Below are 26,010 nucleotides of genomic sequence, written 5' to 3'. Positions count from 1 at the left end.
CCTTAAAGGGGCGCGGGGAACTGCGCGACAAGCCCCCACCCACCCGCACCCGACAACGCACCTCCCGGGGTCTGGGGCGGAGCCCCAGGGGACGGGAATGGGTAGGGGCGGCGGGGGCGAGAAAACGCCCCGGCACGCGGACGCCCCCCGCCCTTCGTATATTCACCGGTAGCAGAGAAACCCGGCAAAACCCCCGGAGGGCCCCGTGGAGATCCTCGCCTTCGGCGTCCAAGCAGACGAGAAACCCCTCCTGGAGAAGGCCTTCCGGGCAGAGGGGAACCACGAGGTCCGCTGTCTGGACGTCTTCCTCAACGAGGACACCGCCCCCATCGCCACCGGCTACGAGACCGTCTCCACCAGCGTCAACTGCGAACTGGGCAACCACGTCCTGCAGACCCTCACGGCCGGCGGCACCCAGATGTTCGCCCAGCGCTCCACCGGCTTCAACAACATCGACCTCAAGGTCGCCGAACGACTGGCCCTGACGGTCGCCCGCGTCTCGTACTACTCCCCCCACTCCGTCGCCGAGTTCGCGTGGACCCTCGCGATGGCCGTCAACCGCAACATCGTCCGGGCCTCCATCCGCACCCGCGACTTCGACTTCCGTCTCGACGGCCTGATGGGCCGGGACATGCACGGCTGCACCGCCGGCATCCTGGGCACCGGAAAGATCGGCGAGGCGTTCACCCGTATCGCGCACGGCTTCGGCATGAACCTGCTCGGCTGGGACGTCGCCGAGAACCCCGCCTGCCTGGAACTGGGCATGAAGTACGTCCCCAAGCAGCAGCTCCTCGCCGAGTCCGACCTGGTCAGCCTGCACGTACCGCTGCTCCCGCAGACCCGGCACCTCCTCGACGCCGCGGCCCTGCGCACGATGAAGGACGACGCGATCCTGGTGAACTCCAGCCGCGGCGGCCTCGTCGACTCCCGGGCCCTCGTCGCCGAGCTGCGCGAGGGCCGCTTCACGGGCGTCGGCCTCGACGTGTACGAGGCGGAGGCCGGACTCTTCTTCCTCGACAAGTCCCTGGAGGTCGTGGACGACGACACCCTGGCCCGCCTCGTCACGTTCCCGAACGTCGTCGTCACGTCCCACCAGGCGTACTACACCGTGGACGCGGTGGAGGAGATCATCGACACCACGGTGCGGAACGTCCTCGACTACACGGCGGGCCGCCGCTCCGAGAACGTGCTGGTGCCCGCCCCCGCGACCACCTGAGCCACCAGTTCCCGTACGACGTCCGTGCCGCGCAGCGTCAGCACCGACTCCGGGTGGAACTGGACCCCGGCGAAGCCCGGCCCGCGCAGCGCGTGCACCTCGCCGGCCCCGCTGCGGCTGACCTCGACCCCGTGGGCCGCCAGCTCCACCGCCGCCTCGTCGTCGCACCGCGCCACGAAGCTGTTGTAGAAGCCGACGGTCTCCGTCCGCCCGAAGAGGTCGATGTCCGTCTGGGCGCCCTGGTAGGGGATCTCCTTGCGGACGGTCTCCAGGCCCAGCTCCGCCGCGATCAGCTCATGCCCGAGGCAGACCCCCAGCACGCCGTGCCGGTGGCTCCGGATCACCTGCGCGGTCAGACCGCGCAGGAAGGCCATCTTTGGGTCCGTCGTGTCCGAGGGGTCGCCCGGACCCGGCCCCAGCACCAGCGGACCCTGGTGCGCGAGCACCGCCTCCCGCAGCCCCGGCTCGTCGTACCGCCGGACGGTCACCTCAAGCCCCGACGAGCGCAGCAGATGCGCGAGCATCGCCGTGAAGGTGTCCTCCCCGTCCACGACCATCGCATGGCCCTCCAGCTCGGCCGACCGCTCCTGCATCCGCAGCCAGAACGGCGCCAGCGCCGCCCGCCGCCCGTCCAGCGCCGCCCGCACCCGCGGGTCGTCCGCGAGACTCACCCGTACGTCCGTGTTCCGCGGCCGGCCGGGGCGTACCCCCAGAGCCGCCAGCACCCCGGCCGCCTTCGCGTGTGTCTCGGCGACCTCGCTCGCCGGGTCCGACCCCCGTACGAGCGTCGCGCCGACCGGGACCCGCAGCCGGCCGCCCCCGTCGATGTCGGCGGTCCGGATGAGGATGGGGGAGTCCAGGGTCTGGGCCCCGCCCGAGTCGCGTCCGACGAGGGCCAGGGCCCCCGCGTAGTAGCCGCGCCCGCCGACCTCGTGCCGTTCGATCACCCGGCACGCGTTCTGCACCGGCGACCCGGTGACCGTCGCCGCGAACATGGTCTCCTTCAGCACCTCCCGCACATCCAGCGACGACCTGCCCCGCAACTCGTACTCGGTGTGCGCGAGATGGGCCATCTCCTTCAGCCGCGGCCCGATCACGACGCCGCCCATGTCACCGACCGTGCACATCATCTTGAGCTCCTCGTCGACGACCATCGACAGCTCCTCGACCTCCTTGCCGTCGGCCAGGAACTCCAGCAGGTCCTCGGGCGTGGGCCCCTCGGCGGGATAGCGGTACGTTCCGCTGATCGGGTTCATCACGACGGTCCCGCCGGACATCCGGACATGCACCTCCGGGCTCGCCCCGACCAGCGTCCGCTCTCCCGTGTGCACGACGAACGTCCAGTACGCGCCCCGCTCACCGACCAGCAGCCGCCGGAAGAGTGCCAGCGCGTCGGCCCGTCCGAACCCCGGGATCCCGCCCTCGTACGTCCGCCGGATGACGAAGTTCGCGCCCTCGCCCCGCCCGATCTCCTCGCGCAGCACCCGCCCGACGATCTCCGCGTACGCCTCGTCCTCGACGTCGAAGCCACCGTCCTCGACCCGCACCTCGTGCGCGGGCAGTTCCGACAGGGCCTGCTCCAGGGGGAGTTCGTACGACTCCTCGGGGGTGAGCACGGCGAGCGGGGTGCCGTCGTCGCGGACGTCGAAGCCGCGCTCCCGGATCTGGCGGTACGGGACGAGGGCGAGGCCCTCGGGGATGTCGGCCAGCCGCTCGTACTCGGTGACCGGGCCGAGCAGCAGCTCGACGGTGTCGTGATCATGGCCGGGCGTGCGGCGGCGCAGCAGGGCGAACGGGCGGGGATCGTCAAGCAGGTCGAGCAGATTCATGGGTCCGGGTTCCTTCTCGGCGTCTCGTGGGAGAGGAGTGGCGAGGAACGGTCCCGGTCGCGAAAACACCGAAGGCCGCCCCTCGGGCGGCCTTCGCGAAGTCTTGCGTACGCGCAGTCAGTGGGCCGCCGGATGAGCGGTCCACCACCAGTTCTGGATCGAGTGCGCGAACATGCGCCGCACCATACCCCATGCGAAACCCTGTGTGACGGCGTACATACGGCGTACGCGTCGGGGCTTTCGATCGAGCGCACCCTGTCTCAATTGATGAGCATGGGGATGGACGCCCGACATGACCCCGTAATGTTGAGGTCGTGACCGTGAACGCTAAGTCCAGCGCAAGCGCTGGCAACACCTGGCGAGACCTGCCCGCGGCGCAGCAGCCCGAGTACCCCGATGCCGAGGCTCTGCGCGATGTGATCGCGGACCTCGAGTCGTATCCGCCGCTCGTCTTCGCCGGCGAGTGCGACCAGCTGCGCGCCCGGCTGGGAGCCGTCGCCAAGGGCGAGGCGTTCCTGCTTCAGGGCGGCGACTGCGCCGAGGCCTTCGACGCCGTGTCCGCCGACCAGATCCGCAACAAGCTCAAGACCCTGCTCCAGATGGGGGCCGTCCTCACGTACGCGGCGTCCGTGCCGGTCGTGAAGGTCGGCCGCATCGCCGGCCAGTACTCCAAGCCGCGCTCCAAGGGCACCGAGACCCGTGACGGCGTGACCCTGCCGACCTACCGCGGCGACTCGGTCAACGGCTTCGAGTTCAACGAGAAGGCCCGCATCCCGGACCCCGAGCGCCTGAAGCGGATGTACAACGCCTCCGCCTCCACGCTCAACCTGGTGCGCGCCTTCGCCACCGGCGGCTACGCCGACCTGCGCCAGGTGCACGCCTGGAACCAGGACTTCGTGAAGACCTCGCCGTCGGGGCAGCGCTACGAACAGCTGGCGCGCGAGATCGACCAGGCGCTGAACTTCATGCACGCCTGCGGGGCGGACCCGGAGGAGTTCAAGACCGTCGAGTTCTACGCCTCCCACGAGGCGCTGCTCCTGGACTACGAATCGGCGCTGACCAGGGTCGACTCCCGTACGGGCCATCTGTACGACGTCTCCGGGCACATGGTGTGGATCGGTGAGCGCACCCGTCAGCTGGACGGGGCGCACATCGAGTTCGCCTCGAAGATCCGCAACCCGATCGGCATCAAGCTGGGCCCGACGACGACGGCCGAGGACGCGCTGCAGTACATCGAGCGCCTCGACCCGGACCGTGAGCCCGGCCGGCTGACCTTCATCGTCCGCATGGGCGCCGACAAGGTCCGCGACAAGCTGCCCGAGCTGGTCGAGAAGGTCACCGCCTCGGGCGCGACCGTCGCCTGGATCACCGACCCGATGCACGGCAACACGTACGAGGCGGCCTCCGGCCACAAGACCCGCCGCTTCGACGACGTGCTCGACGAGGTCAAGGGCTTCTTCGAGGTCCACAAGGGCCTGGGCACCCACCCGGGCGGCATCCACGTCGAGCTCACCGGTGACGACGTCACCGAGTGCGTGGGCGGCGGCGACGAGATCTTCGTCGACGATCTGCACCAGCGCTACGAGACGGCCTGCGACCCGCGCCTGAACCGCAGCCAGTCCCTGGACCTGGCGTTCCTGGTGGCGGAGATGTACCGGGACCAGTAGGAGATCAGCAGCCGTTTCGGTTGTTACAAGAGCGTGTATTGGGGCGCGGATCACATACGATCCGCGCCCCATCGCACTTTTGCGGCTCCGGCCCGGCGGGTAAGGTTAGGTTAGCCTCACCGATTATCGGGATGGCACGACGACCCAACGAATCCCGTCGGGAGGTGAACCGCGTGTACGTCTGCAACTGCTTCGGGGTGACCGAGGCGCAGGTGAAGAAGCACGCGGAGGGCGGTGCCTGTACTCCTCGGCAGATAGCGTCGGCCTGCAAGGCGGGCACCGACTGCGGCTCATGCGTACGACGCATTCAGGCACTGCTGGGCAGGGGTGACTGCCCCCGGCGTGAGCAGGCCGACCAGGGCATGCCCGTGCTCTCCGAAGTGGAAGCGCTGGAAGAGGCCGCTTAGCCGTCCGGCCGGTTCAGCTGTCCGGCTGCTCGATGAGCTGCGCGATGTAGAGCGCCTCGCCGAGCTTCTCCACCAGCTCCAGCTGGGTGTCCAGATAGTCGATGTGGTGCTCCTCGTCCTCGAGGATCGACTCGAAGATGTTCGCGGACGTGATGTCGCCCTTGGTCCGCATCACCTCGATACCGCGCTTGAGCCGGTCGATCGCCTCTACCTCGACCTGCCGGTCCGCCTGGAACATCTCCGTGACCGTCTGCCCGACGCGGACGTGGAACAGCCGCTGGTAGTTCGGCAGGCCGTCCAGGAAGAGGATGCGGTCGGTCAGGATCTCCGCGTGCTTCATCTCGTCGATGGACTCGTGCCGCGTGTACTTCGCCAGCTTCGTCCAACCGAAGTTCTCCTGCATCTTCGCGTGCAGGAAGTACTGGTTGATCGCGGTGAGTTCGGCGGTCAGCTGCTCGTTGAGGAATTCGATGACCTCGGGGTCGCCCTGCATCGCAGAGGCTCCTTCCAAGCGGGGGGAACTGGCAGGTTGCGCCGCATGATTGCACCGGCGTAGAAGATCGTCCAGTAAGTGCATGCTTAGTAAGTAAGTACTTGCTTAGTCCTGGTTGTACCGAGTTGTCAGAGTCGGTGCGTACCTGGTCATGCCCATCCTCCGGGGTCTGTCAGGATGGAGTCATGGGTCAGCCGGTGGGTCGTGAATCTGGAGAAGCAGCGCAGTCGGAGCTTCCGCCGGGGCAGCGACTTCAGCGGGGCTGGCCGGTCACGCACTACGGGCCCGTACCGAAGTTCCGTCCCGAGCGCTGGGAGTTCAGGGTCTTCGGCGCCACCGCCGACAGCGAGAAGCACTGCTGGACCCACGAGGAGTTCACCGCCCTGCCGTACGCCACGGTCGTGGCCGATCTGCACTGCGTCACCAAGTTCAGCATGATCGGTGCGGAGTGGGGCGGCATCCCGGCCCGGACGATCCTGGAGATCGCCCCGCCCGCGCCCACCGTCACCCATGTGATGGTCTGGGCCGAGTACGGCTTCAGCTCGAATCTGCGCCTCGACGACTTCGCGTCCGACCGCTCGATCTTCGCCACCCACAAGGATGGCGAACTGCTCACCGCGGAACACGGCTTCCCGCTGCGTCTCGTCGTGCCCCAGCTGTACGCGTGGAAGGGCCCCAAGTGGGTCCGCGGCGTCGAGTACATGACGGCCGACCGCCGCGGCTTCTGGGAGGAGCGCGGCTACCACAACGTCGGCGACCCCTGGCGCGAGCAGCGCTACTCGTACCAGGAGGTGCCCGGGGACGGGCCAGAGCTCTGAGCCCAGCCTCCTGAGCTGAGCTTCTGGAGGTTTCGCTCAGCCGGTTCCGGAGCTGCTCAGCCGTCCCGGAGCTTCTTCAGCCGCTCCACGTCCGCCGCGTGCCCCTCCTTGCCGCCGGGCGTCTCGATGATCAGCGGTACGCTCTCGGTGGCGGGGTGGGTCATCAGCGCACGGAACGGGTCCTCGCCGATGTGCCCGGCCCCGATGTTCTCGTGGCGGTCCTTGTGGGCGCCGGCCACGTCCTTGGAGTCGTTGGCGTGGATCAGTTTCAGCCGGCCCTCGCCGACCGTGTCCACCAGCAGGTCGAGCGTCTGGTGCATCCCGCTGGGCCCGGTGAGGTCGTGGCCCGCCGCGAAGATGTGGCAGGTGTCCAGGCAGACGCCCAGCTTCGGATGGGCGTCGAGCGCCTCGAAGTACGGTCCGAAGTCCCAGGTCCGTGAGCAGAGCGAAGAGCCCTGTCCGGCGGTCGACTCCAGCAGCAGGAACGGGTCGTCGTCGTGGGTCAGCTCGTCCAGCAGCGGCAGCAGGTGCTCGCGGACCTGCTTCAGCGCGACCGACCGCTCCCGGCCGCCCGTCGCCGACCCCGTGTGCACGACAACGCCCAGCGCCCCGATCGCCCGCCCGCGCCGCAGCGAATGCCGCAGCGACTCCACCGACTTCTCCACGGTCGCCTCGGTGTGCGAGCCGAAGTTGATCAGGTAGGGCGCGTGGACGTACGCGGGGATCGACTCGGCGGCGCAGGCCGCGCGGAACTCCTCGTCCTGGAGCGGGTTTCCGGGCGGAGTCGCCCAGCCGCGCGGGTTGGCGACGAAGACCTGGACGGTCTCTGCGGCAAGCTCGCGCGCGTACGAGAGGCCGACGGAGGCGAGGCCTCCGGCGACGGGGACATGGCCGCCGACGGGGTTGCGGGACTGCTGAGTGCTCACCCCTTCAGGGTGTCACGCGGTCCCGGTGGCCCGGTCGGCGGCCATGTTCCTGCGGGTGCCTGGGCGCGCCCGTCTGCGTCAGCGTCAGCGGATCTCGATCGTGATCGTCGATCCCTCGGGTGCCGTGTCGCCGCCGTCCACGGACTGGCTCTTCACCGTGTCGCCGAAGAGGCCGAGCAGGCCGCGGTCCACCTCGACCGTGAAACCGGCCGCTTCCAGCTCCTGCTTCGCGTCGTCGACGTTGTCGCCCACGACGTCCGGGACCTCGATCATCTCCGGGCCCTTGGACACCGTCAGCGTGACGGTGTCGCCGCCGCCCGCCTTGGTGTCGGGGTCCGGTGACTGCTTGGCGACCTGACCGGCCTCGTACTCGGACGTGACCTGCTCGGAGGCGACCTCCACCGTCAGGCCGGCGTCCTCCAGCTCCTGCTTCGCGTCATCGAGGTCGTCACCCACGACGTCGGGCACGTCCACCGGGCTGCCCTTGCTGACGGTGAGCGCGATCGCCGAACCGCCGCGGCGCTCGGTGCCCGCCCCCGGTTCCGTGCGGATCACGAAGCCCACCGGTACGTCTTCGCTGAAGCCCTTGGTGACCATGCCTGCCACCAGGCCCTCGTTCTTCAGGCGCTGCTTGGCCTTGTCCAGGGAGTAGCCCTCCAGGTCCGGCACGCGCACGATCTCCGGGCCCTTGGAGACCGTCAGTGTCACGGAGTCGTTGTCCCGGATCCGGGCGCCGGGCTTCGGGTCGCTGCTGATGACCCGGCCGGGCTTGACGGTGTCGCTGAAGCCGCGCTTGACGTTCTTCACATCGAGACCGGCGTCCGTGAGCTGTTTCCTGGCCTGTGCCTCGGTCTTCGAGAGCACCGCCGGGACATTGGTGAACTGGCCGGAGTTGATGTACCAGACGCCCGCGCCGAGGCCGAGGGCCAGCAGCACCACGGCGATGATCGCGAGCAGGCCGCGGCGGGGTGCCATCGAACGGCCGCCACGGCCGCGGCGCGGCGGTTCGGGCGGCGGGGACGGCAGGTAGCTCGTGCGGTGCAACTCGGCGTCGTCGTCGTTCACCGGGAGCGGCCGCTGCACCGACAGCGAGAGCGGGATCACGCTCGTACGGTCGTCCGCGTTCTGGTGGTCCGTGGTGACCGCCTGCGGCGGGACGGCGTCCAGCTGGTCGGCGCTCAGCGCGTTCCGGGCGTCCAGGACCTGCGAGAGCAGCGCCACGGCGTCGTACGGACGGAGGGCGGGGTTGCGTGCGGTGGCCGTCGTGACCAGCTCGTCGAGCTCGTAGGCCAGGCCCGGCACGGACGCGGACGGCTGGGGCACGTCCTCGTGGAGGTGCTTGTACAGCACCGTGGCGGGTGAGTCCCCGTAGTGCGGGCGGTCGCCGGTCAGCATCTCGAAGAGGAGGATGCCGCAGGCGTACACGTCGACCCGGGGATCGGTCGTGCCGTTCTCTATCTGCTCCGGCGCGAGATACGACACCGTGCCGAGGACGGCCCCCGTCGTGCTGGTGACCGTGTCCACGGCCCGTACGAGACCGAAGTCCGCCACCTTCACCCGGCCGTCGTCCCCTATCAGGACGTTCTCCGGCTTCATGTCGCGGTGTACGAACCCGGCGCGGTGCGCGGCGCCGAGGGCGGCGAGGACCGGCTCCAGGACGTCGAGCGCGGCCCGTGGCTGCAGCGCCCCGCGCTCGCGCAGCACGTCGCGCAGGGTGCATCCGGCCACGTACTCCATCGCCAGGTAGACGTAGCTGCCGTCCGTGCCCTGGTCGAATACCTGCACCACGTTCGGGTGGGCGAGCCTGGCCACCGACTTGGCCTCGCGGATGAAGCGGTCGACGAACGTGGCGTCGGCCGCCAGCGTCGGGTGCATCACCTTGAGCGCGAGCACCCGGTCCAGGCGGGTGTCCACGGCCCGGTAGACCGTGGCCATCCCGCCGACCGCGATGCGCGCGTCGACGCGGTAGCGGCCGTCGAGCACGTGCCCGACGAGCGGGTCCTGAAGGGTCGTATCCACGCAGGTGAGTGTACGAGCCGACACTGTCAACGCCGCCCGCACGGGCGAATCCGGGGCGGTACTGCAGCCGAGCTGTGACGGACGTCGCACGGTGGCCGATACCGTGCGGCGCCTGGATTCAGACAGGTGTTCAGGCCAAAAGTCAGAAAGCGGGCCTTTCCGGGTCCAATCGGGCGACACCCTCGACGGGGGACGACGCCTCGGCGAAATGGCGGCGCGGGATGCGCCCCGCGCGGTACGCGAGCCGGCCCGCCTCGACCGCGTGCCGCATGCCCTCGGCCATGAGCACCGGCTCCTGCGCCCGGGTCACGGCCGAGGCGAGCATCACACCCGCACACCCCAGCTCCATGGCGAGCGCCGCGTCCGACGCCGTACCGGCACCGGCGTCCAGGATCACCGGCACGCGCGCGTGCTCCACGATCAGCTGGAAGTTGTGCGGGTTGCGGATGCCGAGCCCGGACCCGATCGGCGACCCGAGCGGCATGACCGCGGCGCACCCCACATCCTCCAGTTTGCGGGCGAGCACCGGGTCGTCGTTCGTGTAGGGGAGGACCGTGAAGCCGTCGTCGACCAGGGTCTCGGCGGCGTCGAGCAGCTCTATCGGGTCGGGCAGCAGTGTGCGTTCGTCGGCGATGACCTCCAGCTTCACGAGGTCCGTGCCGAGCGCCTCACGCGCGAGCCGGGCCGTCAGGACGGCCTCCCCGGCGGTGAAACAGCCCGCCGTGTTGGGCAGCACGCGGATGCCCAGCCGTTCGAGCACGGACAGGACCGAGCCGTGGGCCTTGGGGTTCACGCGCCGCATCGCGACCGTCGTCAGCTCGGTGCCGGACGCGACGAGCGAGCGCTCCAGGACGTCGAGGCTGGGCGCGCCGCCGGTGCCCATGATCAGACGGGACGTGAAGGACGTACCGCCGAGGACGAAGGGATCGTCGGCCATGGGTCAGCCTCCTTGGATGGCGGTGAGGACTTCGACGCGGTCTCCCTCGGAGAGGAGCGTTTTCGACCACTGCGCGCGTGGGACGACGGTTTCGTTGAGTGCGGCGGCGACCCCGGAGGGAGCCGCGGTGAGCGCGGCGACGAGGGTGTCGAGGGCGGTGTCCGGGGCCAGCTGCCGCCGCTCCCCGTTGACGAAGATGCTCATGCTCATGCGCGCTGCTCCGAGAGTGCGGCGGCGCCGAACCGCCTGGGTGTGAAGGGGCGGGCCACGTCCGGGAGTTCACCGGTGGTCAGGGTGTGCGCCATGACGTCCCCGGTGACCGGCGTGAGGAGTACGCCGTTGCGGTAGTGGCCGGTCGCCAGCAGCAACCCGGGGAGCGCGGTCGGGCCGAGCAGGGGCGCGTTGTCGGGGGAGCCCGGGCGCAGTCCGGCACGCGTCTCGGTCAGCGGCAGCTCGGTGATGCCGGGGACGAGTTCGTGGGCGTCCCGCAGCAGCTCGTACACACCGCCGGCGGTCACCGTGGTGTCCCAGCCCAGCTCCTCGCTGGTCGCGCCGACGACCAGTTCGCCGCTCTCCCGCGGTACCAGATAGATGTGGCTGCCGCGCACGACCGCCCGCACGCTGCGGCTCAGGAAGGGCGCGAACCGCTTCGGCACGGTCAGCCGCAGCACCTGCCCCTTCACGGGACGCACCGGCGGCAGTACGTCGTCGGGGACGCCCGTCAGACGCCCGCTGAGGCTGCCCCCGGCGAGCACGACCCGGCCCGCCGAGAGCTCGGTGCCGTCCGCCGTCACGACTCCGGTGGCCCGGTCCCGTACGACGGTCAGGCGGTCCGCCCATGTCCGGTGGAAGGTCACTCCGGCCCGCTCGCAGGCCGTGACCAGGGCAGCTGAGAGGCGCCGCGGATCGACCTGGTGGTCGCTGTCGACCCGGAGCCCGCCGCGCACGCCCGGCGCGAGCATCGGCTCCAGCCGTCGGCACTCACGGCCGCTGAGCCACTCCGACTCCAGGCCCGACCGGAGTTGCAGGGCGTGAACTTCGCGCAGATGGGCGCGGTCGTCGGCGTCGAGCGCGACGGCCAGTGCGCCGCACCGCCGGTATCCGATGTCCTGGCCGGCCGCCTCGGTCAGCTCGGCCGCGAAGTCCGGATAGCGGCGCGCCGAGGCCAGGTTGAGGCCGAGCAGGGTCTGCTCGCCGTAGTGGAGTTCGGTGACGGCGGCCAGCATCCCGGCCGCGACCTGCGCGGCCCCGCCGCCGGGCTCCGGGTCCACGAGCGCGGTCGTGAACCCGCGCTGCGCGGCCCGCCAGGCCGTGACGAGGCCGATGATCCCGCCTCCGACGACCAGGACGTCCGAGGTGCGCGGGATATCGGGTGATGTGCGCGGTGCATCGGGTGCAACGGGTGTCTCCGGTGTACGCGACATGGGCGTCCAGCCCCTCCCTTCGCCGGCATGACCCGGATCAGGTTCGTACGGTCGGAGGCCGTTCCAGCCTCCCTCTCAGCCCGGTGCGTCCGGACTCCCGCGAGTGCTTTACGTTGGCCACCCTAGCCCTTCGCCCCAACAGCCTGTAAGGGAGCCTTCACGCATGGCCCGCTCGCTCGACGGTCTCCTCCTCTCGCCGGTCGCCGACCAGGCGCCGGGCCAGGTGGGCACCCGCACCCGGTTCGCCTATCACGAGAAGGACGGCGAGATCTGGGCCGAGTACGCGGGCGGCGACGTCGTGCGCGGCCACCTCGTGGGCACGCGCGAGGGCGACCGGCTCGACTTCCGGTACGTGCAGCTGAAGGTGGACGGCACCACCTCGTCCGGGCACTGCGTCTCCCTGGTCGTCGAACTGACCGACGGGCGGGTGCGCCTGGAGGAGACCTGGGAGTGGGAGTCCCAGGAGGGCAGCGGGACAAGTGTGGTCGAAGAGGTCAACAAGGGCTGACGCTGTGCAACAGCTCACCGATCGCGCCCCCTGACCGACGATTTCACCAGTGTCTATGGTGATCGTGTGAGTGAGCAGACGCAGGGACGGAGCCCGGCGGCGCGACGGAGCGCCGTGATCGTCGGGGCGGGCATGGCGGGCGTACAGACGGCCGTCGCCCTGCGGGAGCGGGGCTTCACCGGAAGCGTGACCCTGATCGGCGCGGAGCCCCACCAGCCGTACGACCGGCCCCCGCTGTCCAAAGCCGTGCTGCTGGGCAAGGCGGAGGGCTCCGCCTTCGACGTCGACTTCGAAGCGCTCGACGTGGAGCTCCGCCTGGGGCTCGAAGTGACCGGCGTGCACCCCTCGCGGCACGAACTCGACACGGTCGACGGCCCGGTTCCGTACGACGTCCTCGTCATCGCCACCGGCGCCGAGCCGGTCCAACTGCCGGGCGCCCAGGGCGTACCCGGTGTCCATCTGCTGCGCACCCTCGACGACGCCGAACGGCTGCGCCCCGTCCTCGCGCGGCAGCACGACATCGTGGTGGTGGGCGCGGGCTGGATCGGCGCCGAGTTCGCCACGGCGGCGCGCGAGGCGGGCTGCGCGGTGACCGTCGTGGAGGCCGCCGGCCGGCCGCTCGCCGGCGTGCTGCCCGCGGAGGTGGCCGCTCCGATGACCGCCTGGTACGCGGACAGCGGGGCGGTGTTGCGCACCCACGCGCGCGTGGAGCACGTCGAGCCCGGCGAGGTGGTGCTCGACGACGGCTCGCGGCTGCCCGCGGGCGCCGTCGTCGTCGGCATCGGGGCGCGGCCCGCGACGGCGTGGCTGGCCGGTTCGGGGATCGAACTCGGCGCCCGTCGGGAGGTGCTAGCGGACGACCATCTGCGCACCTCGGCCCCGGACGTGTATGCGGTCGGCGACTGCGCCTCGTTCCCGTCCGGCCGCTATGGCGAGCGCCTGCTGGTCCACCACTGGGACAACGCCCTCCAGGGCCCGCGCACGGTCGCCGCGAACATCGTCGGCGAGACGTCCGCCGCGTACGACCCCGTGCCGTACTTCTGGTCCGAGCAGTTCGGCCGCTTCGTCCAGTATGCGGGCCATCACGCGTCCGCCGACGCCATGGTGTGGCGCGGTGACCCGGCCGGACCGTCCTGGTCGGTGTGCTGGCTCCGCGGGGGCCGCCTGGTCGCGGTCCTGGCGGTGGGACGGCCTCGGGACCTGGCGCAGGGGAAGCGGCTGATCGAGGCGGGCACGGCGATGGACTCGGGGCTTCTGTCCGACCCCGCGTTGCCGCTCAAGAGCGCGATCGCGTAGACGCTCCGCCGGGCCGCACGGTCGGAGGTCATCCGGTGTCTGCGGGCCGTCCGTGGCCGGTCGCGCAGTTCCCCGCGTCCCTGACGGGTGCGGGCCTGCGTGAGGGGGCCTGCGTGACACGGTCGCACCGGCCCGGGTACCGACTGTCAGTCCGAGATGGCAGGCTTGTGCTCGTGACCGAGATTGACGCAAAGATCGATGCTCTCGTCCCCGCCTGGCTCACCCTCCCCGACATCGCCGAACAGCTCGGCGTCGAGGTGACCCGCGTCCGGCAGTTGGTCAAGGAAGGCCAGCTCATCGCCGTACGCCGTGGTGAGAACCGCGCGCTGCACGTCCCCGCCGCTTTCATCGACGGGGCCGAGCAGAAGGTCGTCAAGGGCCTGACCGGCACCCTGACGCTCCTGCGGGACGACGGCTTCACCGACGAAGAGATGCTCGAGTGGCTCTTCACCCCCGACGAGAGCCTGCCCGGTACGCCCGCGCAGGCTCTGAGCGAGAATCGCGGCACGGAGGTGAAGCGTCGCGCCCAGGCGCTCGCCGTCTGACCTGATCACGCCGTCCGGCGTACGGGCCGCGATCCTCACGGCCCGTACGCCACCGATACGACACGGGGGACCCACGCATGCCCGAATCCACCGCACGCGCCCGGCTCGCCGACGCCCGGGTGTACCTCTGCACGGACGCCCGCAAGCGCCAGGGCGACCTCGCCGAATTCCTGGACGCGGTCCTGGCGAACGGCGTGGACATCGTGCAGCTGAGGGACAAGGGCATGGAGGCGGCCGAGGAGCTGGAGCACCTCGCCGTCCTCGCGGACGCCTGCCGTCGGCACGGCACGCTGCTCGCGGTGAACGACCGGGCGGACGTCGCCCACGCCATCGGCGCGGACGTGCTGCACCTGGGCCAGAGCGACCTTCCGGTGCCCGCCGCCCGGGCGATCCTCGGCGACGACGTCCTGATCGGCCGCTCCACGCACGCCGACGCGGAGGCCGCTGCCGCCGCCGTCCAGGAGGGCGTGGACTACTTCTGCACCGGCCCCTGCTGGCCGACCCCCACCAAGCCCGGCCGCCACGCGCCGGGCCTCGAACTGGTCCGGTACACGGCAGCGTCGGCCACCGACCGCCCCTGGTTCGCCATCGGCGGCATCGACCTCGGCAACCTCGACGAGGTGCTCGAAGCGGGCGCCCGCCGCGTCGTCGTCGTACGGGCGATCACCGAGGCCGACGATCCGGCCGCGGCGGCGGCGGAGTTCGCGAAGCGCCTGCGTCACGCGTAGGTGCCCCGGGGTCGCAGTTGTCCGAGTGGTGGACAACAAATCGACAAAACGGGCAAATTTCCCGGATCCGGTTGGGGGACCGTCGCCCCCTGACTAACCTGCGGGTATGGCCCTCGGATCTGCTTCCACCAGGACGGACCGCGCACGCACGGTGCGTGACATGCTCGCGACCGGCAAGGCGACGTACTCGTTCGAGTTCTCCGCGCCGAAGACCCCGAAGGGCGAGCGGAACCTGTGGAACGCGCTGCGCCGGGTCGAGGCCGTGGCCCCCGACTTCGTGTCGGTGACGTACGGCGCGGGCGGTTCGACCCGGGCGGGCACGGTCAGGGAGACCCAGCAGATCGTCGCCGACACGACCCTGACCCCGGTCGCCCACCTCACCGCGGTCGACCATTCCATCGCCGAGCTGCGCAACATCATCGGCCAGTTCGCGGACGCCGGGATCCGCAACATGCTCGCAGTGCGCGGCGACCCGCCCGGCGACCCGATGGCCGACTGGGTGGCACACCCCCAGGGCCTGACGTACGCGGCCGAACTCGTCCGGCTCATCAAGGAGTCCGGCGACTTCTGCGTGGGCGTCGCGGCCTTCCCCGAGATGCACCCGCGCTCGACCGACTGGGACCGTGATGTCGCGCACTTCGTCGACAAGTGCCGGGCCGGCGCGGACTACGCGATCACGCAGATGTTCTTCCAGCCGGAGTCGTATCTGAGGCTGCGTGACCGGGTCGACTCGGCGGGCTGCGAGACCCCGGTCATCCCCGAGGTCATGCCGGTGACCAGCGTGAAGATGCTGGAACGGTTGCCCAGGCTGAGCAACGCCTCGTTCCCGGACGCCCTGAAAGAGCGGATCCTCACAGCCAAAGACGATCCGGCGGCTGTACGCTCCATTGGCATTGAGTTCGCCACGGAGTTCTGCGCGGGGCTGCTGGCCGAGGGAGTCCCCGGACTGCATTTCATTACGCTGAACAACTCCACCGCGACGCTGGAAATCTACGAGAACCTGGGCCTGCATCACCCACAGCAGGCCTAGACCGGTCGCATCGTCGTACGACACACTGCGTAGCGGCCACCTGGGAGAGGGGCGTACATGGGCTGGACGGTCCTCTACATCGCATTCGGCATCGTCGCGCTATGGCTGCTCGGCGAGGTACTGCTGCAGTACAAGGCGCGGCTGCGCTGGCGGCTGCTGGCCTTCGCCGGCTTCCTCGGGGTGGTCCTCGGTGTCCTGATTCCGAACGTACTGGTCATCGGCCTGGGTGCCGCGGCCTTCGCCGTCGGGCAGACGTACGTCACGCTCTCGTTCCGCAGCGGCTTCGCGGCCGGCTGGGCCGTCAACGGCCTCGGCGGCGGCCGCACGGGCGGGAGCAAGCGCCGCCGCGGCGAGGAGCGCAAGGACCCGACGCTGGAGGTCACCGACCTCCACGCCGCGGAGACCACGACGTTTCCCAGCCAGGACTTCGGCCAGGACGACCCCTACGGACGCGACGACTCGGTCTTCGGACAACGCCCCGAGACCGCAGCCGAGTCGACCTCCGTCTACGAACCGCAGCCGCTGCCCGACGACACGGGTCAGTACGGCGTCTACAGCGACGCGGCCTACGCCGCCGCCACCGACCCGGCGTACGCGGCTGCCGCACAGGCTCAGGGACAGCAGGCCCAGGGACAGCAGGGCCAGGACCCGCTCGGCCAGAACTACGCGTACGACGGCTACTCCGGCTACGACCAGCAGCAGTACGGCTACGACACCGGGCAGCAGCAGTACGCCGCCTACTCCGACCCGTACATCGGCACGCAGGCCTATGACGCCGCGTCGTACGGCCAGCCCTACGACGCCTCGCAGCAGCAGTACACGCAGCAGGGCTACACCCAGGACCCGTACGCCACCAACGGCGGTTACGCCCCCGAGACCCCGGCCGGCGGAGTCTGGGTGCCGCAGCAGCGCAACACCGAGGACCCGTACGGCGGCGAACTCCCGCCGGAGCAGTCGTATCCGTACGACGGCAACGGGAACAACAACGGCACCAACGGCACCAATGGCGGCAACGGACAGCAGGGCGGCGGCGGGTACGACGAGCAGTACCGGTTCTGAGTGAGCCGGTGCCGACCGGGGCTCAACGCGCCCCGGTCGTCGCCCTGTCACTGTCACTCACTGCGAGCCGCGGAAGTCCGGCCCCTCCACGACGAGTCCGGCGACCAGAGCGCCGGACATCCCCGCGTGCGGCAGTCCGCCGCCGGGGTGCGCCCAGCCGCCGACCGTGAACAGACCCGGTACGCGCGTGCTGTTGGCGGGCCGCAGCAGCGTGCCGTCCACACCGGCCAGCGCGGGAGCGGGCACGGCGCCGTCCTCGGCACCGGTCTCCCTCTCCGTGTCCACCGGGGTGCGGACCTCGCGCCACAGCACGCGCTCGCGCAGGCCCGGTATCGCCCGCTCGGCGGCCGCGACCATGCGGTCGGCGAAGGCGTCGGCGGCGCCCTCGGCGGTCCAGTCGTGGTGTGCCAGGGACGGCACCGTCGCCGTGAGCACCACTGACTCGTGGTCGTCGTCCGGGCGCAGCAGCGGATCGTCCGGCCGGTCCACCCACACGGTGGGCCGCTCCGCCGGCTTCCCGGCCCCGAAGAGGTTCCGCTCGTCGGCGGGGTCCGTCGTGTGAACCACCGTGCGGTGTACGGCGCCTGGCTCGCGCGGGCCGCGCAGGGCGAGGCAGACGACGACCTTGCCGCAGGTCAGGGACGCGGGGTGTGACTCGGGCACGTCACCCTCGTACAGACTGTCGCGACCCGTCAAGGTCTCCAGCAGCTCCGGCGGGCCGCCCACGACGAAGTCCGCCTCGGCGACGGTCCCGTCGCGCAGTTCCACGCCCGCCGCCCGGCCGTCCTTCTCCGTGACCGAGACGACCTCGGCGTCGAAGACGAACTCCACCCGGCGGGCCAGGCACCGCTCGTACACCGCGCGCGCCAACTCCCGGATTCCGCCGCGCAGATACCAGGCGCCGAAGGCGTGCTCCATGTACGGCAGGACCGCCGCGCTCGCCGGGGCGGTGTGCGGGTCGAGGCCGTACGCGAGCGCGTGGCTCTCCAGGAGGGCGGCGAGACGGGAGTCGGCCAGCTCCCACGCGCCTACCTCCGCGAGGGTTCGTGCCGTGCGGGTGCGCAGCAGCCGGCGCTGCCTCAGGGCCGGGTAGGGCTCGCGCTCGGCCAGCACCTGCCAGTTGGGCCACAGCGGCTCCTCCAGGAGCGGGCGGCGCGTCCGGTCCCAGGCCTCGCGCGCCCGGACCAGGAAGTCGCCCCAGCGCTCGCCCGCGCCCGACCCGAGGGCCTCGTCCAGGGCCGAGACGACCCCCGCGCGGGAGGCGTTGGGCAGCGAGACCTCCGTGCCGTCGGCGAAGACGTGCCGTGCCGCCGGGTCGACCTGGACCAGGTCGACGCAGGCCTCCAGGGGCTCCTTGCCCGTCTTGACGAACAGGTCGCGGTAGACCGCGGGCAGTTGGAGCAGCCCCGGGCCGGTGTCGAAGGCGAAGCCGTCACGCTCGAAGCGGCCCACCGCCCCGCCGTACGTCGCCGCGCGCTCGTACACCACCACCCGGTGGCCCGCGACGGCCAGCCGGGCGGCGGCCGCCATCGCGCCCATGCCTGCGCCGATCACCGCAATTCGTGCCATGCCAGGGACTTTATCGGCCGCCACTGACAGCCGGTCTCCGGGCCTGGGCGGCAGGGGTACGCCGACCGGTCGGCCAAGGGGCGACCGGGGCCATCCAGAGGCGACCGGGGCCCGCCAGGAGTCGGCTGGGGCCGACCAGGAGCCGCTGGGGTCGACCGAGAGCCGCTGGGGTCGACCGGGAGCGGGCTGGGGCCTGGAGCCGACGAGGAGTCGCAGGGGGCCGGTCAGGGCTGCCAGGTCCGCCGCCGGTCAGCCGCCCGGTGGGCGCCCACCCGTTCCGCGAGCCGTTTCTCCTCGCGGCGCTGGGCCCTGCGGCGCAGGAACCGTCTGATCCGCGAGACCAGGAAGCAGAGCACCACCAGACCGGTCACCAGCAGGACGCCCGCGATGATCGCCGCGGCCTGCGGGTTGAACATCGCGAAGGTGATGATCCCGGCGACCCCGAGATCCTCGGCGGTGCTCAGCACGAAGTTGCTGAACGGCTCCGGCGAGGTGTTGACCGCCATCCGCGTCCCGGCCTTGACGACATGGCTGGCCAGCGCCGACGAGCCGCCGATCGCCCCGGCCGCCAGCTCCGACAGCGAACCGCTCTGCCCGGCGAGCAGCGCCGCGACGACGGCCCCCGACACCGGGCGGATCACGGTGTGGACGCTGTCCCACACCGAGTCCACGTACGGGATCTTGTCGGCGACGGCCTCGCAGGCGAACAGGACGCCCGCCGCGATGAGGACGTCGGGGCGCTGCAGGGACTCGGGCACCTCGTCGGTCAGTCCGGTCGCGCCGAAGACGCCGAGGAGCAGCACCACCGCGTACGCGTTGACACCGCTGGCCCAGCCGCTGGTGAAGACCAGGGGGAGTACGGACACGGAGGCGATCGTAACCAGTCGGCAACGGCGCGTCCTGGGCCTGAGTGCGTACGGCTGAGTATCCGTACCTAGGGGGTGAGTTGAGTACGCGCACGGATGGGTGCCGACCTGCGTGAACGAGAGAGTAGAGGCACGGAAAGGGGCGCGGCTCCGGTACCGCCGACACGGGGCGGCGGAACGGTGCAGCGCCCTTGTCCGCTCCTTCCGCCGAGAAACTCGGCGGGAGCGAGACACGGGGGGACCCGGGGGAGACCGGAACGGGGGAACCAACGGGGAGTACGGGGAAACACGGGGGAGCACAAAAGGGGCGCCGGTCCGGCGTGGCCCGCGGGGGACGCGGCCACTTCGGACCGGCGCTTCACTTGTGTCCGAGCCCGTCCCCGCTGACCCTTCCCTGGAGCAGCCGGGACAGCGCCGAGTGGACGTCGTCCAGGGAGCGCTCCGGCTGGAACGCCTGCCAGTCCAGGGCTGCCACGAGCACCATGCCGACCAGCGCCGACGCCGTAAGCGGGGTGTCGATCTCGTCGCTCAGCTCGCCGTTGGCGATCCCGTCGCGCAGGACGTTCTCGACGACCGCGACGGCCTCCTGACGGACCACCAGCAGGGTGGACTGCCAGGCCCGGTTGGTGCGCCACAGCTCCGCCACGTACAGCTGCGTGAAGGCCGGGTAGCGGTCGATGAAGACGAGGCCCGCGCGGATCATCGCGTCCAGTGCGTCGACCTTGCTGCCGCCGTCCCGGGCGGTCTTCTCGGCCGCCTCCCGGAGGGAGGCGGTGAGGAGTCCCACTCCGTGCCGGAGGAGCTCTTCGAAGAGGACGGACTTGCTCGCGAAGTTGTAGTAGACGGTGCCCTTGGCCACGCCGGCGCGTTCGGCGATCTCGTCGACCGTCGTGGCCGAGAAGCCCTGTTCCGCGATGAGGGTCACCGCCGCCTCGTAGAGCTTCTGCCGGGTCGCCTGTCTCCGGCCGCCGCCGCTGTCCACCGTCCTGCTGCTTTCCATGGCCCCGATTGTCACAGGCTCAGCTCCGGGTGCAGCCGGTCGAGGGTCCATACCTGCCGTCGCCGCGCGGACACGGCGGTGAGCGCGAGGGCGCCGGCGGTGAACGCGGCGAGGACTGCGCACGCCTGCCAGACCGGGCCGAGGCCGCCGCCCGTGATGAGCCTCCTGAGGGCGTCGACCACGTAACTCATCGGCATGAAGGGGTGGATCGCGTTGAAGAACCCCGGACTGGTCTGCACGGGATACGTGCCGCCGGCCGACGTCAGCTGCAGCATGAGGAAGGCGAGGACGAGGATCCGGCCGGCCGCTCCGAAGCGGGCGTTCAGCCACTGCACGATCGCCGCGAAGCAGGCCGTCACCAGGAACAGGAAGCCCACCGTCCCGGCCGTCCGCGCCATTTCCAGTCCGATTCCCCAGTGCAGCACGGACATCAGCGCGACCGTCTGGAGTACTCCCAGGGCGGCCACCGGCAGCCAGCCCGCCAGCGCGATGCGCCAGGCGGAGGAGCCCGCCGCGAGCGCGCGCCGGTTGAGCGGCGGAATCAGCATGTAGGCCACCATCGCGCCCACCCACAGGGAGAGCGGAATGAAGTACGGGGCGAAACCGGTGCCGTAGTTGGGCGCCTTGTGCAGGTCCTTCGAGGCGAGCTGTACGGGGTCGGCCATGACCTCCGTGCGCTGGTCGCGGTCGCTCTTGTCGTAGTCGGGGATCCGGCCGGCGCCGTCGTGCAGTCCGCCGGCGAGCTTGCCCGAGCCGTCGACGAGCTTGTACATGCCCCCTTCGAGGTCACCCGCTCCCGTACTGAGTTCGCCGACACCGGTGTCCAGGTCTGCCGCGCCGGACTTGGCCGTGCCGAGCCCCGTGTGCAGTGTCTTCGCCCCCTTGGCGACCTTTCCGGCCCCCTTGTTGAGCGCGTTGACCTTGGAGACGGTCGTGGCGAGGTCCTCGGAGAGGTGCGGCGAGCGGTCGGCCAGCGCCTGGGCCTGCTTCTCCAGGGCGGCCAGATGCTTGTCGAGCGTGTCCAGGTCGCCGTCCTGGCCGGCCACCAGCGTGTTGACGTCGTCGGCGACCTTCGCCACGTCGGCGGCGGCCTCCTTCGCCTTCTTCAGCTCCGGGCAGGCGGCGTCGGGCAGCGGCAGGGTCTCGCAGCGCGCTTTGTAGACGCCGTTCAGTGTGTCGGAGGCCGTGCGGGCGTCCGTTGCGGCGGTCGGGGCCGTCTTCACCAGCGTGTCGAGGTTGCGGCGGATGGCCGCGGCGGAGTCCGCGACGAGCTGAGCCGTGTCGCCGATCTCCTTCTCGTTGCCCTTGAGGAAGGGCCCCACCTTGTCCGCGACGCCGTTGACCTTGTCCGCGAGCGTCTGCGTCCCCTCCGAGACCTGCCGCGAACCGTCCTCGAGATCGCCCGCGCCCTTGTCGAGCTTCTTCAGGCCGGCGGAGAGCTTGCCGCTGCCCGCCTCCGCGTCCTTGAGTCCGTCCGCCAGGTCCTTCGAGCCCTTCTTGGCCTTCCCGATCCCGCCCTTGAGCGTGTCGGCCCCCTTCGCGGCCTTCGCGGTCTCCCCGTGGATGTCGGAGAACGAGACGAAGATCTTGTCGAGGAACGACCGCGACGCCTTGGTCGAGGCGGCCGTACGCACCTCCGCGAAGACCGTCCGGGAGATCTGCCCGACGATGTAGTTGTTCGCGTCGTTCGTACGCACCTGGAGGGAGCCCGTCTCCGGCGAGTCGCCCGAACTGGACGCGATCCGCTTGCTGAAGTCGGACGGCATGGTCAGCGACAGGTAGTAACTGCCGTCCTCGACGCCCTCGCGGGCTTCGGAGGCGCTCACCTCGTGCCACTCGAAGGTCTTGCTGTCGCGCAGCCCCTTGGTGATCTCGTCACCCATCACGATCTTCTTGTCGGCCGCCGTCGCCCCCTTGTCGTCGTTCACGAGCGCCACGGGGATGCGGTCGAGACGGCCGTACGGGTCCCAGAACGACCACAGGTAGAGGGCGCCGTACAGCAGGGGCAGCAGCAGGAGCGCGACCAGGGCCGCGCGCGGGAGCCTTCCCCTGCCGAAGCGCCTGAGCTCAAGCGCGGCCAGCTTCGGCGAGCGCATCCGCGGTCTCCTTGTCGTCCTTGTGGTCCGTGTCGTCCTGGTCGTGCCGGTCCTTCTGGACCTTCCCGGCCTTCCGGGTCTTGCGGTCTTCTTCGCGGGCCGGTTCGTCGGCGGGCACCGTGGACACCACGACCGCGTCCTCGGGCGCCTCGCTGCACACCGCCACGACCGTGGTCCCGGCCTCGGTCAGGGAGCGCAACAGCGCCCAGACCTCGGCCCGTTCGGCCCCCGAGAGCTTCAGATCGGTGTCGTCGATGCCCAGCAGCCGGGGACGGCCGATCAGGGCGAGCGCCACGGACAGCCGCAGCGCCTCGACGCGTTCCAGGTCGCGCACCGCGGTACGGGACCCCTTGGGCAGGGCCTCCCGGTCGAGCCCGGCGGCGGCCAGCGCGCCGTCGACGCGCAGCCGCGCCTCCGTCACCCGCTCCGAGCGCGGCCGCAGCAGCCCGCGTACGGAACCGCCGAACCGCCGCTGGAGCAGGGCCCGTTCCCGCAGGTGCTCGGCGACGGACAGGGCGGGCTCCAGGTCGGTGACACCGGGCACGTGGGCCAGCGCGCTGAACCGGCGGACGGCCGCCATCTGCTTCGGCAACTCCGACTGCCCGACCCGCGCGTGCCCCTCGGTGGGCCTCATCCGCCCGGTGAGCGCGAGCAGCAGACACGTACGCCCCGAGCCAGACGGCCCCTCGATCGCGATCAGCGAGCCGGGCTCCGCGTCGACGCCGACACCGCGGAACGCCCACCCTCGGGGCCCCTTGAGCCCGAAGTCCTCGGCCCTTACGCCGAGTCCGTGCGGACCGTCCACAACTTCCCCCACCCTCCGAGTCCTTGAGCCGACCGGGTTTTTGAACTGACTGGTCAGTGCAAAAGCTATACCGAACCTCTGATCGAGGCAAAAGCCCAGGTCAGAACGGATTGTCAGTGGCATACCTCACGATGGACACATACGGCCACAGAGCCGTCACACAGACGACAGGAGGTTCGTCATGGCCACCTACCCCGCAGCCGCCGCCCGTCGGCGACGCGTCACCGGCCCTGCCCCCTCACTGACCGGCCCGGCGAGCGACGTGCACCCCGTGCTCCGCCGGGCCACGGCCCCGCCCGCCGCCCTCGACCTGCTAGCCCAGGCCCGTGCCGGACTCGACGAGGCAGCCCTGCTGGAAACGCCCAACGAGCGGTATGCCACGGCCCATCTCGCCGCCCTGCGCACCGCCGCCGCCGTGCTCGCCGCCCGCGGGCGCCCGGAGCCCAGCGCGAGGCGCCGGGCCAAGATCCGGAGCGCCTGGGAAGTGCTCCCCGAGATAGCACCCGAACTGGCCGAGTGGAGCGCGCTGTTCGCCGCCGGTGCCCGCCGCCGCGCCCGCGCGGAGGCCGGCATCCAGGGCGCGGCGACCACCCGTGACGCCGACGACCTGCTGCGTGACGTGGCGATGTTCCTCCGCCTCGTCGAGCGCATGCTGGTGCTCCAGCCGGTCCTGCCGCAGCCACGGCAGGAGCCCGAGCAGGAGTCCGACCGGGGGGCACCGGACGTGCCGGACGTGCCGGACGCGGGATGAACGGCGTCCGGGACCGCGGTCGAGGTGTCGCCGGGAGCCGCCGGAGACCGGGCCGGGTGGGCCTGTACAGGCCGTGTACGGGCCTGTACGGGCCTGTACAGGCCTTGTGGCCGGTCGGGGGTGCCCGGGGGTCCCCGGGCGGTCCCGGGCCGGTGTCGCGGCGCCGGCCCGGGACCGCCCAGGCCGTCCGGTGCGGCTCCCGTCCGGCGCGGCGCGGCTGCCCGCCGTGGCGCTCGCCGCCGGGCAGGCCGCCGCCCGGCAGGTCCGCCGGTTCGCCCGGCAGGGCGGGGCCGCAGGCGGGAGGCGTCCGGCGCGCGAGACGGAGGGCCGGTGACGGGGCGCGAGGCAATAGGGTTGGGACGCCTGCATCTCCCCGGCACCGGACAGGGCGGGGGAGAAATCCCCATCGCCCCATCGCTCCGCCGTACGCAAGGGCGGCGGCCGTGCCGAGGAGTCAACTGCCGTGTCGGACCCGATGCGCCCGCCCGCCTCCCACCACCGCCCCCAGCCGACATCGCTGCGCTCCGACCCCTCACGCCCCCGCGCCTCGCTCCGTACCGCCGTGGTCTGGGACGTTCTGAAGGACGCCCTCGACCGCCGGGTCAAGGCCGCGGGCCGGGAGTCGCTGGACGTCCTCGACACCGGAGGCGGCAGCGGCAACTTCGCGGTGCCCGTCGCCCGCCTCGGCCACCGCGTCACCGTCGTGGACCCCAGCCCGAACGCGCTGTTCGCGCTGGAGCGCCGGGCCGCCGAGGCCGGCGTCGCCGACCGCGTCCAGGGCGTCCAGGGCGACGCCCACGGCCTCTTCGACGTCGTCGAGCGCGGCGGCTACGACGCGGTGCTCTGCCACGGCGTACTGGAGTACGTGGACGACCCCGCCGAGGGTCTGCGCAACGCGGTCGGGGCCCTGCGCCCCGGGGGCGTGCTCAGCCTGCTCGCCGCCGGACTCGGCGGCGCGGTGCTCGCGCGCGCCCTCGCCGGCCACTTCACGGAGGCCCGGCACGCCCTCGGTGACCCGGACGGCCGCTGGGGCGAGGGTGATCCTGTACCGCGGCGCTTCACGGCCGACCAGCTCACCGATCTGGTCGAGGGCGCGGGCCTGCGCGTCGGTGCCGTGCACGGCGTACGGATCTTCGCGGACCTGGTGCCCGGCGTCCTCGTCGACACGGAACCCGGGGCCCTGGACGCCCTGCTCAAGCTGGAGGCCGCAGCGGCCGAACTCGCGGCCTTCCACTCCGTGGCGACGCAGCTCCATGTGCTCGGTGAGACTCGCGAGTCCAGCGAGACCTGAGCCGTCTCCCGTGAGGGAGCTGTGGAGGCGCGCCGCTGATCAGGGGCGCGACGGCAGATGGAGTACGCCACAGGCCCCCCGATCGGGCGCTCGGAGCCGTATGATCGAGGGAGACCGTCCGGCATGACGGGCCGGTCGCTGGGGAATCTACGCCTCAGTGGATCGGAACGCCATGGCGGGTTCCGGTTGGCGAATTGGCGCAGAGGGGCGGGTTTCACGGGGGCGATTCCCTGCCTATCCTGAAGGGGACCCCCGGTCGCCCCGGCGACTGCACGATGAGGAGGACGCCGTGCCGCTCTCGGAGCACGAGCAGCGAATGCTCGAGCAGATGGAGCGAGCGCTGTACGCCGAAGATCCCAAGTTCGCGACAGCGCTTGAGGGAAGCGGGCTGCGTACGTACACCCGGCGACGGGTCTACCAGGCGGTCGCCGGCTTCCTCGTAGGTATTGCGCTTCTCATGGCCGGAATGGTCGCACAGCAGATCTGGGTCAGCGTGGTGGGTTTTCTCGTCATGCTGGGCTGCGCGGTGCTCGCCGTCACCGGTTGGCGCAAGGCCCCCAAGCCGGGCGAACAGCCCGCCGCGGGTGCGCCGGGTGCGCCAAGCGCTCCGCAGGCCCGTCGTCAGGGCCGGCAGCGGCGCTCCATGATGGATCGCATCGAACAGCGCTGGCAGAAGCGCCGTGACGAAGGCGGCCAGTAAGCCTCCGGGCCCGGGCCGACAGACGCACAC

Annotated in this window: 27 protein-coding genes and 1 riboswitch; of the genes, 14 read left to right on the top strand and 13 right to left on the bottom strand. The window is 71.1% G+C overall.

Annotated features, from left to right (window positions below):
- Positions 1–205: 205 nt before the first annotated feature.
- Positions 206–1,216 carry a 2-hydroxyacid dehydrogenase gene (locus ACFWXQ_RS27630; protein ID WP_383948727.1) on the top strand — a complete coding sequence of 337 codons (1,011 nt, stop codon included), beginning with the start codon at positions 206–208 and terminating at the stop codon, positions 1,214–1,216.
- Here ACFWXQ_RS27630 and ACFWXQ_RS27625 read toward each other — a convergent pair.
- Positions 1,159–3,045, bottom strand: coding sequence for an anthranilate synthase family protein (locus ACFWXQ_RS27625; RefSeq protein ID WP_383948724.1), 1,887 nt, complete (start codon positions 3,043–3,045; stop codon positions 1,159–1,161). The two genes, ACFWXQ_RS27630 and ACFWXQ_RS27625, sit on opposite strands and share 58 nt — an antisense overlap.
- A gap of 117 nt (positions 3,046–3,162) precedes the next feature.
- Positions 3,163–3,219, bottom strand: coding sequence for a trp operon leader peptide (locus ACFWXQ_RS27620; protein ID WP_076973970.1), 57 nt, complete (start codon positions 3,217–3,219; stop codon positions 3,163–3,165).
- 140 nt (positions 3,220–3,359) lie between these two features.
- Between ACFWXQ_RS27620 and ACFWXQ_RS27615 the strand changes: the two genes are divergently transcribed.
- Positions 3,360–4,712, top strand: a complete 1,353-nt coding sequence (locus tag ACFWXQ_RS27615) for a class II 3-deoxy-7-phosphoheptulonate synthase (protein WP_383948721.1) — start codon at positions 3,360–3,362, stop codon at positions 4,710–4,712.
- 164 nt (positions 4,713–4,876) lie between these two features.
- Positions 4,877–5,119: a bacterioferritin-associated ferredoxin gene (locus tag ACFWXQ_RS27610; RefSeq protein ID WP_383948718.1), complete on the top strand. Its 243-nt coding sequence runs from the start codon at positions 4,877–4,879 to the stop codon at positions 5,117–5,119.
- A 13-nt stretch (positions 5,120–5,132) separates the two neighbouring features.
- On the opposite strand, the gene bfr is transcribed toward ACFWXQ_RS27610, so the two are convergent.
- On the bottom strand, positions 5,133–5,612 hold the full coding sequence (bfr, locus tag ACFWXQ_RS27605) for a bacterioferritin (protein ID WP_143637901.1): 480 nt from the start codon (positions 5,610–5,612) through the stop codon (positions 5,133–5,135).
- A 185-nt stretch (positions 5,613–5,797) separates the two neighbouring features.
- On the opposite strand from bfr, the gene ACFWXQ_RS27600 reads away from it, so the two are divergent.
- On the top strand, positions 5,798–6,430 hold the full coding sequence (locus tag ACFWXQ_RS27600) for a sulfite oxidase-like oxidoreductase (RefSeq protein WP_383948714.1): 633 nt from the start codon (positions 5,798–5,800) through the stop codon (positions 6,428–6,430).
- Between the two features lie 56 nt (positions 6,431–6,486).
- On the opposite strand, the gene ACFWXQ_RS27595 is transcribed toward ACFWXQ_RS27600, so the two are convergent.
- The 5 genes from ACFWXQ_RS27595 to thiO form a co-directional block, all read right to left on the bottom strand.
- Positions 6,487–7,356, bottom strand: a complete 870-nt coding sequence (locus ACFWXQ_RS27595) for a deoxyribonuclease IV (protein WP_383948712.1) — start codon at positions 7,354–7,356, stop codon at positions 6,487–6,489.
- A gap of 84 nt (positions 7,357–7,440) precedes the next feature.
- Positions 7,441–9,375: a Stk1 family PASTA domain-containing Ser/Thr kinase gene (gene pknB, locus ACFWXQ_RS27590; RefSeq protein WP_383948709.1), complete on the bottom strand. Its 1,935-nt coding sequence runs from the start codon at positions 9,373–9,375 to the stop codon at positions 7,441–7,443.
- A 142-nt stretch (positions 9,376–9,517) separates the two neighbouring features.
- Positions 9,518–10,312, bottom strand: coding sequence for a thiazole synthase (locus ACFWXQ_RS27585; protein ID WP_189840284.1), 795 nt, complete (start codon positions 10,310–10,312; stop codon positions 9,518–9,520).
- A 3-nt stretch (positions 10,313–10,315) separates the two neighbouring features.
- The gene (gene thiS / locus ACFWXQ_RS27580) at positions 10,316–10,516 is read right to left on the bottom strand and encodes a sulfur carrier protein ThiS (protein ID WP_383948733.1); all 201 of its coding nucleotides are present in this window, start codon (positions 10,514–10,516) and stop codon (positions 10,316–10,318) included.
- 2 nt (positions 10,517–10,518) lie between these two features.
- Positions 10,519–11,736, bottom strand: coding sequence for a glycine oxidase ThiO (thiO, locus tag ACFWXQ_RS27575; protein ID WP_383948706.1), 1,218 nt, complete (start codon positions 11,734–11,736; stop codon positions 10,519–10,521).
- A riboswitch (TPP riboswitch) is annotated at positions 11,734–11,847 on the bottom strand. It overlaps the preceding gene by 3 nt.
- A 52-nt stretch (positions 11,848–11,899) precedes the next feature.
- Between thiO and ACFWXQ_RS27570 the strand changes: the two genes are divergently transcribed.
- The 6 genes from ACFWXQ_RS27570 (at position 11,900) to ACFWXQ_RS27545 (ending at position 16,902) form a co-directional block, all read left to right on the top strand.
- Complete coding sequence (locus ACFWXQ_RS27570; RefSeq protein ID WP_383948703.1) at positions 11,900–12,244, top strand: hypothetical protein; 345 nt, start codon at positions 11,900–11,902, stop codon at positions 12,242–12,244.
- Positions 12,245–12,310: 66 nt separating this feature from the next.
- Positions 12,311–13,540, top strand: a complete 1,230-nt coding sequence (locus tag ACFWXQ_RS27565) for an NAD(P)/FAD-dependent oxidoreductase (RefSeq protein ID WP_383948700.1) — start codon at positions 12,311–12,313, stop codon at positions 13,538–13,540.
- Positions 13,541–13,713: 173 nt separating this feature from the next.
- The gene (locus tag ACFWXQ_RS27560; protein WP_143637890.1) at positions 13,714–14,085 is read left to right on the top strand and encodes a helix-turn-helix domain-containing protein; all 372 of its coding nucleotides are present in this window, start codon (positions 13,714–13,716) and stop codon (positions 14,083–14,085) included.
- Between the two features lie 77 nt (positions 14,086–14,162).
- Positions 14,163–14,813 (top strand): thiamine phosphate synthase, encoded by a 651-nt coding sequence (gene thiE / locus ACFWXQ_RS27555; protein ID WP_383948697.1) that lies wholly within the window; start codon positions 14,163–14,165, stop codon positions 14,811–14,813.
- Positions 14,814–14,919: 106 nt separating this feature from the next.
- Positions 14,920–15,843: a methylenetetrahydrofolate reductase [NAD(P)H] gene (gene metF / locus ACFWXQ_RS27550; protein WP_383948694.1), complete on the top strand. Its 924-nt coding sequence runs from the start codon at positions 14,920–14,922 to the stop codon at positions 15,841–15,843.
- A 57-nt stretch (positions 15,844–15,900) separates the two neighbouring features.
- Complete coding sequence (locus tag ACFWXQ_RS27545) at positions 15,901–16,902, top strand: hypothetical protein (protein ID WP_383948691.1); 1,002 nt, start codon at positions 15,901–15,903, stop codon at positions 16,900–16,902.
- A 57-nt stretch (positions 16,903–16,959) separates the two neighbouring features.
- On the opposite strand, the gene ACFWXQ_RS27540 is transcribed toward ACFWXQ_RS27545, so the two are convergent.
- From ACFWXQ_RS27540 to ACFWXQ_RS27520, 5 genes are all read right to left on the bottom strand, one after another.
- A complete protein-coding gene (locus ACFWXQ_RS27540) occupies positions 16,960–18,471 on the bottom strand; it encodes a phytoene desaturase family protein (protein WP_383948688.1) in 1,512 nt (503 codons plus the stop codon).
- Between the two features lie 224 nt (positions 18,472–18,695).
- Positions 18,696–19,337 (bottom strand): DUF4126 domain-containing protein, encoded by a 642-nt coding sequence (locus ACFWXQ_RS27535; protein ID WP_383948685.1) that lies wholly within the window; start codon positions 19,335–19,337, stop codon positions 18,696–18,698.
- Positions 19,338–19,695: 358 nt separating this feature from the next.
- Positions 19,696–20,337: a TetR/AcrR family transcriptional regulator gene (locus ACFWXQ_RS27530; RefSeq protein ID WP_383948682.1), complete on the bottom strand. Its 642-nt coding sequence runs from the start codon at positions 20,335–20,337 to the stop codon at positions 19,696–19,698.
- 11 nt (positions 20,338–20,348) lie between these two features.
- Positions 20,349–22,433, bottom strand: coding sequence for a YhgE/Pip family protein (locus ACFWXQ_RS27525; protein ID WP_383948679.1), 2,085 nt, complete (start codon positions 22,431–22,433; stop codon positions 20,349–20,351).
- On the bottom strand, positions 22,405–23,238 hold the full coding sequence (locus ACFWXQ_RS27520) for an ATP-binding cassette domain-containing protein (protein ID WP_383948730.1): 834 nt from the start codon (positions 23,236–23,238) through the stop codon (positions 22,405–22,407). The genes ACFWXQ_RS27525 and ACFWXQ_RS27520 overlap by 29 nt, the downstream gene beginning before the upstream one ends.
- A 181-nt stretch (positions 23,239–23,419) precedes the next feature.
- Between ACFWXQ_RS27520 and ACFWXQ_RS27515 the strand changes: the two genes are divergently transcribed.
- From ACFWXQ_RS27515 to ACFWXQ_RS27500, 4 genes are all read left to right on the top strand, one after another.
- Positions 23,420–23,989 (top strand): SAV_6107 family HEPN domain-containing protein, encoded by a 570-nt coding sequence (locus tag ACFWXQ_RS27515; RefSeq protein WP_383948677.1) that lies wholly within the window; start codon positions 23,420–23,422, stop codon positions 23,987–23,989.
- A 190-nt stretch (positions 23,990–24,179) separates the two neighbouring features.
- Complete coding sequence (locus tag ACFWXQ_RS27510; protein ID WP_386269397.1) at positions 24,180–24,323, top strand: hypothetical protein; 144 nt, start codon at positions 24,180–24,182, stop codon at positions 24,321–24,323.
- 129 nt (positions 24,324–24,452) lie between these two features.
- Positions 24,453–25,280, top strand: coding sequence for a class I SAM-dependent methyltransferase (locus tag ACFWXQ_RS27505; RefSeq protein ID WP_383957399.1), 828 nt, complete (start codon positions 24,453–24,455; stop codon positions 25,278–25,280).
- A 289-nt stretch (positions 25,281–25,569) separates the two neighbouring features.
- Positions 25,570–25,980: a DUF3040 domain-containing protein gene (locus ACFWXQ_RS27500; RefSeq protein WP_383957397.1), complete on the top strand. Its 411-nt coding sequence runs from the start codon at positions 25,570–25,572 to the stop codon at positions 25,978–25,980.
- Positions 25,981–26,010: the final 30 nt, after the last annotated feature.

This window comes from Streptomyces sp. NPDC058697 (assembly GCF_042715345.1).
In the GTDB taxonomy this organism is placed as follows: Bacteria; Actinomycetota; Actinomycetes; order Streptomycetales; family Streptomycetaceae; genus Streptomyces; species Streptomyces liliifuscus.
This window is presented reverse-complemented; position numbering and strand designations above follow the sequence as displayed.